The organism is Salmonella enterica subsp. diarizonae (genome assembly GCF_008692785.1).
Classification (GTDB): Bacteria; Pseudomonadota; Gammaproteobacteria; order Enterobacterales; family Enterobacteriaceae; genus Salmonella; species Salmonella diarizonae.
Genome location: NZ_VXJV01000021.1, coordinates 1 through 8623, shown reverse-complemented (window position 1 = coordinate 8623; position 8623 = coordinate 1). Strand labels below are relative to the sequence as shown.

7 protein-coding genes and 1 pseudogene are annotated in these 8623 nt (G+C 53.1%); all 8 read left to right on the top strand.

Features of this window, described 5'->3' with window-relative positions; translation table 11 throughout:
* The coding region (locus tag F4V72_RS23845; RefSeq protein ID WP_150342517.1) for a DUF2345 domain-containing protein at positions 1 to 185 on the top strand (185 nt) is incomplete at its 5' end.
* 11 nt (positions 186 to 196) lie between these two features.
* Positions 197 to 1228, top strand: coding sequence for a DUF4123 domain-containing protein (locus tag F4V72_RS23840; protein WP_023249200.1), 1032 nt, complete (start codon positions 197 to 199; stop codon positions 1226 to 1228).
* Positions 1228 to 4077, top strand: a complete 2850-nt coding sequence (locus tag F4V72_RS23835; protein WP_150342516.1) for a T6SS effector BTH_I2691 family protein — start codon at positions 1228 to 1230, stop codon at positions 4075 to 4077. Before F4V72_RS23840 ends, F4V72_RS23835 begins: the two co-directional genes overlap by 1 nt.
* An 11-nt stretch (positions 4078 to 4088) precedes the next feature.
* Positions 4089 to 5042 carry a hypothetical protein gene (locus F4V72_RS23830; protein ID WP_024149707.1) on the top strand — a complete coding sequence of 318 codons (954 nt, stop codon included), beginning with the start codon at positions 4089 to 4091 and terminating at the stop codon, positions 5040 to 5042.
* A gap of 92 nt (positions 5043 to 5134) precedes the next feature.
* Positions 5135 to 5611, top strand: a complete 477-nt coding sequence (locus F4V72_RS23825) for a hypothetical protein (protein ID WP_136058224.1) — start codon at positions 5135 to 5137, stop codon at positions 5609 to 5611.
* Positions 5612 to 5620: 9 nt separating this feature from the next.
* The gene (locus F4V72_RS24655) at positions 5621 to 6865 is read left to right on the top strand and encodes a PAAR domain-containing protein (RefSeq protein ID WP_343230107.1); all 1245 of its coding nucleotides are present in this window, start codon (positions 5621 to 5623) and stop codon (positions 6863 to 6865) included.
* A gap of 3 nt (positions 6866 to 6868) precedes the next feature.
* Positions 6869 to 8038 (top strand): hypothetical protein, encoded by a 1170-nt coding sequence (locus F4V72_RS23815; RefSeq protein WP_136058225.1) that lies wholly within the window; start codon positions 6869 to 6871, stop codon positions 8036 to 8038.
* Positions 8031 to 8623, top strand: a pseudogene (locus F4V72_RS24265) (hypothetical protein); the annotation flags it as partial. The gene F4V72_RS23815 and the pseudogene F4V72_RS24265, both read left to right, overlap by 8 nt.

The following is an 8623-nucleotide window of genomic DNA, read 5'->3' as shown; positions in this document are numbered from 1 at the left end:
GTGGCGCATGGATACAGATGAAAGGCGGGAGTATCACCCTGGGCGGCTCCGGTAACGTCACGGTGAAGGCCGGAACGCTGGAGAAGCTGGGGGCGGCATCGATGCAGGGCAGTATCAGCCTGCCGGATAAATGCGCCTCGGAAAGTACCCCTTCTGCTGGTCAGAGTGGCGGTGACACGCTGTAAGGAGATGAATCATGTCCGGTGAAAACCACACAGAAAACATCACGATGGTCAGCTTTGATTACAGTCCGCAGGCGCAACAGCCCCGGGTAGAAGCCATGCTGGCGCTGATTGCGCAGGAAATGGCAAACACCACCGATACGCTGTATCTGCTTATTGACCCGGTGCCGCTGGTCCTGCGGCCTGACATCACCTTCTGCGACCAACTGGTGGCACGCAAACCTGTCCCTGTCAGTCTGCCACATAAGGCCATCAGCATGCAGGATTACCCGTGGCTGGTGCCGCTGGACCTGAGTCGCGAAGATGACCGGCAACTGCTGGCGCAGAGCATTGCCGTGGCGCTGGATGAAATCCATCCCGATAAGCTGTGTCGCAAAATGGGTCGTGCCGTCTGCGGCTGGCTCACCAGCCCGCATCCCATTGATGATGTGGCAAAGCAGCTCGGCCACACGGCCATTCAGCAACAGCCTGACCACCGGATGATGCGGATGCGTTACTACGACCCGGCGGTGAACAGCATTCTGTGGCTGGTGCTGGAGGATTATCGCCAGAAGCGGCTGATGGGTATCCTCTCCCGCTGGATGCTGGTGGACGGCGATGGTCAGCCGGTTATTCGCCGCCACCGCGCCGACAGTGCGCTACATCTGACTTTCCTGCTGGGCCTGTCGCAGGCACAGACGGACTTTATTCTGCACGATGCGGGGATTATCAACCGCGCCCTGCGCCGCTATCGTCTGCTGGCCACCCACACACCGCGCTATCCTGAGCTGACTGCCGCCCGGTGGGTCAGAGAAGCCCTTGAGCGCCTGCGCTCTCATCCGGCTTTCCACGATGACGACGAGCGGGAAGACCTGGCTTTTCACATCCTGCATGACCATCCACGCATCGACCTGCACCCGAAAATCGATTATCTGCTGGACCCGTACACCTTTACGGCGGATGTGCCGTGGCGGGAACGCATCCGGAGCATCGGGCAGCAGACCTGGGCGCAGTACGCACGTGAATGCCTCGCTCAGGAAGAACAACGCGCCACGGAGAACGCATAATGGCTGAACCGACCTGTACCATCTGCCAGAAAACCGGACCGGTGCTGATGCCGCTGCGCTATGCCATCGCCCCGGACACCATTACCCAACAGTTACCTGCTTGGGCCACACCGCAGACTGCGTTTCCGGCGCTCAGCGGCTATCACTATGCCCTGCGTGCTGTACGCCAGGGCTTTATCTACGTGTTCTATAACACGGGCGCGTTACCGGAAAATGTCGGATTTGACTGGGAATGCTGGAGTGTGGCGGAGAACGGAGACCTTTATTACCAGGGCACGACCGGGCTCGGTGCTCAGCTGGTGTTTAACCCGCCGCCGTGCGGGCGACCGGTCCATAAGGCTACTAACCTGGAGCATATGGCGCTCAGCGAGAAAGCGTTGAAATACGAAACCTGGGTGGCGTTTTCCCATGCGCCCTGGGAGGCCGAAGCGCTGGATTTATACACCCGCGATGCTAATGCCCGTGCGAAGCGGATGCAGAACATCACACCTGCCGAGTGGAACAGCCACATCCTGGCCCAGGAAAACGGGCTGGTGCAGGCGAGCGAAGCGGCGTTGAATACGGTGCTGGATTACCAGACCACGCCGCCCTTCTTGCTGCGTGATGAAGAGCGATCGACTTACCGGGTGAGTTCGCTGATTGACGGTCAGTACGGTTTTTATCAGGAGAGCGTGAACCCGCACACCACTTTCCATGCCTGGAGTCGTCAGCGTGCCGGAGGGGCTGAACGTTCCATGAAGGCGATGCAGTCCCGCTGTCAGGCCAGTTCCGGTAAGCCGATTTCACCGCTGATACTGGCCCTGCAGGACCCGGTGGGTATCACCCATGAACTGGCCCACTGGGGCGACACTCTGGCGCTGGCGCATCAGTGCTACCTGGACGAGCTGAGCGTGGAGTTTGCGACCTGGCGCAACATTAACGGCGTGAAGAGCCAGGTGGAGCAGATGACCACCGCGCAGCAGGCTGAATACGCAAATGAGCATGGCGGGCAGGATTTGCAACTGCTGTACCGCACGATGGGCGGGACGTACAGCCGTGAACAGATTAGGCAGTTTTACGAAGAAGGGAATGCCTGGGCCAGAAACCAGGGCATTGCTTACGACTGGAGCACCTACACCGCAAAGCTGGCTCCGGGGAAACTGGATCAGTTTAAAGATACCTATGATGGCCTCTGTAAAGAGCTGGATAAGCAAACCCGTGCGCTGATGGGGTTGCGCATCAACTGGCTGCAGGACAGCCGCTTTATCACCTGCATTCAGGACCATAACCGCAGCCGGGTGGAAGATAACCTGTACTACCGGGAAATCGTGGGCTATGCGGTGGCGTCACTGAATGTAGCCCCAGCGGGGCGTCAGCTGATACAGACCTGGATCAACGCCTACAGCAGTCAGGACAACACCAACCTGTTCTGGCGCAGCCAGTTCTTTAACGATCCGGCCCTGATGTCAGAAATGGCACCGGCTCTGGAAGCCATGAAAAAACAGGCGGCGAAGAAGGATGAACCGGAAAGCGAAGGTGAACGTGCTGGCGTGATGCCGCTGATGAGCCAGTTTATGGGCTGGATGGGGAAACTGAACGAATCCGCTGACCGGGCGCTGGAGGCGCTGGAGCGTGATGCGAAAGCCGCTGAGAAAGGGCTGGGACGGTCGGCTACTCGTCAGATACTGGCGAAGGCGGATCGGTGGTTACAGGGAGCTGCTGAGCAGGTATTTAACACGAAAACGCTGGGGAAAGTGAGCGATCGTGCGCTGGAGTTGATGCACAAGGCGTTTTTTGCGGCGCATGTGGGCATTGTTCCGGACAAGGTTATGGCGCTGTTTGAAAGCGAGGTTGATCCTGGTCCTGAAGGCGCGAAAGCGTTTCGTACTCGCGTGATCGAACGAATGAAGGCCCGGACTGATGTAAAGGCCGATATTTATAATAAGTACACTGAAAAATATAAAGAATTTATCGAGGAGCCGGGCGGCGCACTGTCAATGCGGATCAAAATCCTCGGTGCAGCGCTGTCAATCTATGAATATGGCAAAGCCCGGCAGGAGTACCAGGAGCTGGAAGAGAAAGGCGGACAGGCGTCATCCGGCAAGAAAACCAAAGCCTGGATGGAAATGTCATCGGCGGGGCTGTTTGCCATTAACTGGCATGCTAACGCCCTGATGCCAGCGCTTGAGGCGATGGGAAAAAGCGCCGGGGGCGGATCGAAGCAGGCCATGCGTTTGTTGGCCGGGAAGTACATCGCCAACGGGGCAGGCAGTATGGCGTCCATTCTGGCGGTGGGCGTGGATTTCATGGAGTTTGAAGAATCATGGGAAGAAAACGGTACTGAGTTCTGGAAATCAATCTCACTGTCTGGTGCGAAATTAGCTTCTGATAGTGCTTATGCCATTCAAACCACTGATGAGCTGCTGGCGCTTTGTGGGCGGGGATTTATGGAGGAACTTACAGTATTTGCAGCGAAAAAATTAGGGGCATTTGTACTTTCTCAGACTATTGCTCGTATCGTTGTTGGTTGGGGCGGTTTTCTCGCCAGTTGGCCGGTAATGATTGCGGTCAACCTGGCTCCCGTGCTGGTGATGTTACTGACGGACAATAAGTTGCAAAGCTGGTGTGAACAGTGTGTGTTTGGCGTTAATGCGGATGAGGATGTAAAGAATCCCCGCTCTTTACCCGAAGAACAGCGTAAGACAGTGGAAGAAGAGCAACAGGATAAGCTGGAGAAAGCGCTGCACGAGGTCTTTGGCCTGCCTTTAAGTGAAAAACTGGAGAAAAAAGAAGTAACAGAAGCAGGGGATAATGTGCAGGAGAACTATTCGCACGGTATCAGTTCAAAAATCATGATGATCAACTACTGAGGGAAATAACCGTGACGACAGAACATTTTTATCCCGAGTCTCTGGATGATGAATACATGGATATTATGCATCTGATGGATGATTTATCAACGGTGAAAATTGATATTAAAGTCAGAAAGGCATCTATCTATAAATACAGACAGTCTGAACATCAGAGTAAAGAGCGTGAAGATTATTTTTCCTCCAGCGAGAAAGAGGTTATCTATCTCGAAGAACAGAAAAAACGACTGGAAGCGAAAATAGATAGCTTCCCTCCGTTGCCGGTATTACCACCGCTTGAACCGTTGATAAAAATCAGCGGCACCGTTGATGAAATAACCTGTACCAAAGCACTGGCCTGTTTTGACGTGGGGGCGTACACCACGATGCAGGAGCAACTGGAGCGCAAACGCCGCCGTGACAGTATCGGTACATCTGCGGCAATGGTTGCACAGGTACTGGCGGGTAGCGCACCGCATGTAGGGAAAACGGATAACGTTTGGCAGCGGGACAAGAGCGTTTATGTTCAGGGAAAGATTGATGGCAGGTCTTTTGCCGGATGGGTGGAAGCTGCGGATGTTCAGTCAGGTGAGCAGGTGATGATGGCTGCGGTGCCAGATGGTGACGGATATATGATTTACGCTATTGTAGCCTGTGAAAGAAACGTCTTTTTTTTACCGCCAAAGTGTCAGCGGGGAGAATATACGAATAGTATTAAAATCTATGTCGTTAACATACTATGTGCTTACATTCTTTTATCGCCGATTTTTGTTCCACCATTATTTAAACACGGAGCATTTATTGGCTCCTTTGTGATTTACAACATATTTTCACTTTTTGTAGGCACTGCTGTTTATTTTCGAATATTAAAAAAATATCGCCCTTACGCTATTTTTTTCAAAAAAATAGACGATGTATTGCACTTGGATGGTTATACCGAAATGACACTATGGAAGCTTGAGCAAGCCGAAAAAAACAAAAATTAGCAGGATTAAACAGGAGAGTGAGATGAACCCCCCCCCACTCATTAAAAAACAGTACTGAGTTTTGGAAATCATTGGGACTCACAGGAACCAAATTGGCTTCGGACAGTGCCTATGCCATTCAGACTACCGATGAACTGCTGGCGCTCTGCGGGCGGGGATTTATGGCGCGATTGATTGAAATTGCGGTTGCCAAAGGGGCCTATTCTGCTGCTGGACTTGCCATTGACATCATTGGTTTCCTTGCCAGTTGGCCGGTAATGATTGCGGTCAATCTGGCTCCCGTGCTGGTGATGTTACTGACGTACAATAAGTTGCAAAGCTGGTGTGAACAGTGTGTGTTTGCTGTTAATGCGGATGAGGACGTAACGAATCCCCGCTCTTTGTCCGAAGAACAGCGTAAGACAGTAGAAGAAGAGCAACAGGATAAGTTGGAGGAAGCGCTGCACGAGGTTTTTGGCCTGCCTTTAAGTGAAAAGCTGGAGAAAAAAGAAATAACAGAGGTAGGGAACCATGTGCAGGAAATTTATTCGCATGGTATCAGCTCACAAATCATGACAATTAAACTGTGAGAAATAAAAATGATAAAACAGAAATATTTTCTCAGTTCACTGGATGATGAATATCTGGATTTGGTCGATTTGCTGGATGATTTATCAATGGTGAATAGTGATATTAAATTCAGGAAAAAATCGAACTATAAATACAGTCAGTCTGAACGAAAGAGTAAAGTTGATGATGATAAATTTGCATCCTATACCCAGGCGATAATTCAACTCGAAGAGCAAAAAAAACGGCTGGAAGCGAAAATAGACAGTTTCCCCCCGTTGCCGGTATTACCGTCGCCCGAGCCGTTGATAAAAATCAGCGGTACCGTTGATGAAATCACCTACACCAAAGCGCTGGCCTGCTTTGACGTGGGGGCCTACACCACGATGCAGGAGCAACTGGAGCGCAAATGTAACCGGGACAATATCGGCACGTCAGTTGCTATGGTTGCGCAGGTACTGGCGGGCAGTGCCCCGCATGTGGGTAAAACGGATAACGTCTGGCAGCGGGATAAAAGTATGTATGTGCAGGGCAAAATCGACGGAAAACCTTTTGCCGGATGGGTGGAAACTGCGGATGTTCAACCGGGCGAGCAGGTCATGATGGCTGCGGTGCCGAATGGCGATGGGTATATGATTTACGCAATCGCAGTACCTGAAAAAAATATCGTGTATTTGCCACCTAAGTGCAGGCGGAGCAAAAAAAGCGGAATTATTAGTGATAATATTAGAGCGATAGCAATGATGCATGTTGTTCTTTCTCCCTTCTTTATTATTATCCTTTTTATGTCCAGGGGATTTCTTAACTCATTTCTTTTTATATTTATTGCATCAGTTTTCCTTGGGCCGATCATTAAATATCGAATAGACAGGCGGGAGGGGCCTTACTGGGCATTCTTCCAGAAAATAGACGATGTACTTCACCTTGACGGGTATACGCCAATGACGTTGTGGAAGCTAAAAAAAAAACGGAAAACGCCCGTAATTAACAATCTGAATACAGGAATTCTTATGTCCAAAGGAAATATTCGCCTCGGCGATAAACTGACCAGCGGCGGGGAAGTGATTAATGTGACCTCCACTTCGATCGTTGAAGGTAAAAAAATTGCCCTGATCGGCGATCTGGTCAGTTGTCCGATCCAGGGCCATGGCATTAATCGTATTGTCAGCTCTGAACCCGGCTGGATGTCTGATGGTAAAGCCGCCGCCTTTGACGGCGCGTTATGCCAGTGCGGCTGCCGGGTGATCGCCAGTACCAGCACGTCGATAATGGGGTAAGGAATGTACTGGACGATACCGGAACCGTACGCGATCCCCTCTGTAAAACCATTGCGCTGGAGCGGCTGGTGGCGGGGTTTTTCGCTGTGCGCCATGGCGATACTGCTCGTGGGATGCGGTGGCTATTTCTGGCTTAAAGACCCGTGTTTGCTGCTGTATACCTTTGGCGGCGTGGTGGTGCTGATTCTGGTATTTGCCGGTATCGCAGGCTGGAATATGTACCGCTATGGCGTGGAAGCGGAGCATGCGGAGGACATCAGTAATCTTAACCGGTTGACGACGCTTCAGTGGCAGCGCTGGGCGCAGCAGTCGGTGGCGGTGCTGGGTTTTCATGCCTTTTTCCCGTCGGCGGTATTGTCTCCGGGTCACAACGAAGGCCCGGTCAACGGGGACAAACCGTTGCTGTTGCCCCCTTTTAACGGGTGTAACGCAGTATTCCAGGACCTGTTGTTGTCGTTGTTGCCGGAGTTACAGCAACTGGTTGCGGAACGTATTTTGCTGGAGGTCACTCTGCCGGAAGGCTGTGGTATGGATGAGTGGCAGCAGTTTACGGGAGCCTGGCAGATGCTGGGGTTGCCAGTATCATCACTGCTGATATCGCCAGTGGCGCCGGACTCCTATGGCGTGCAGATGAAAAACTGGCTTTCTGCCCCCTCTGCGACGGCCCGCCTGGTGATTGTTCATCACTGGGATGCTCAGCATACCGCCACCGAAGGGGCTGTTATCTGGCTGCTGGCCCCACAAACCGGGCACGAGTCTGGGCTTCCGGTACGTTGCTCCCTGCATCGCCCGATGCGAACCCCGCTGCCCGTACAGGCCGCCACATTTCGCCGCTTCCTTGATTACCAGCCTTTAACCACGGACATGAATGGCCTGTGGACGGATGCCATCACCCGTGACCATGCGGATGCACTGTTGATTGCACACAGTCAGCGCCCGCAGCTGGAAGACAGTGATAGCGATAAAAATGAAACCGCAGTACCGCCTCCCTTACCTGAGCAGCATTATTTACCCCACTGGCTGGGTAAAACGGGTCCGTACCATGACTGGTTCACGGTCACCCTGATGATGCAGATGACCCAGGCAAAACCCGGCGTACAGTGTGCCATGATTAACGACGGCGATGCTGCGCTGTTGAGCTGCGTCAGCGCCGGAGCACTCTATAATGAATAACCGTTTTTTTAATCTCTCCCGTATTACCGGCGTCACACTGGTGATGGCGCTGGTGGCTCTGGTCAGCGGCGCATTGCTGTGGTGGCTGGGGCCACACTGGCAGCTCTCGCGACAGCAGCAGGGGCTTTACTGGCTGACCCTGAACGCCTTCGTTTGCGCAGTGCTGGGCGTGTGGCGTTACCGTAAGCAGAGTGAACCCGGAGCGGTGAGTGAACAAACCGGTTCAGATTCTGCGTCCGCCCCGCTGAGTAATCATGAGCAGGGCACCCTGACCGAAATCCGTGATTACCTTAAACATCGCTACGGGCTCAACTGGCGCAACAAAGTCCGTTTTGTGGTGATAGCTGGACACCACCGTACTGCTAATCTGGCGGTGCCCGGTATTGCGGAGGCGGGCTGGCTGGAAGCCAACAACGTTGTCGCCGTATGGGGCGGCAGTCTGCTCCCGGGAGCCGACTGCGCCCGTATCGCGGTGCTGCGTAAACTTAAACGCTGTGCGGTCAGCGCGATAGTGCTGGTCTATGACGGCGAACTGCGTCAGGCGATGCAGGGCGACCTGATTGTTCGCCAGCTTAACGAACGCTA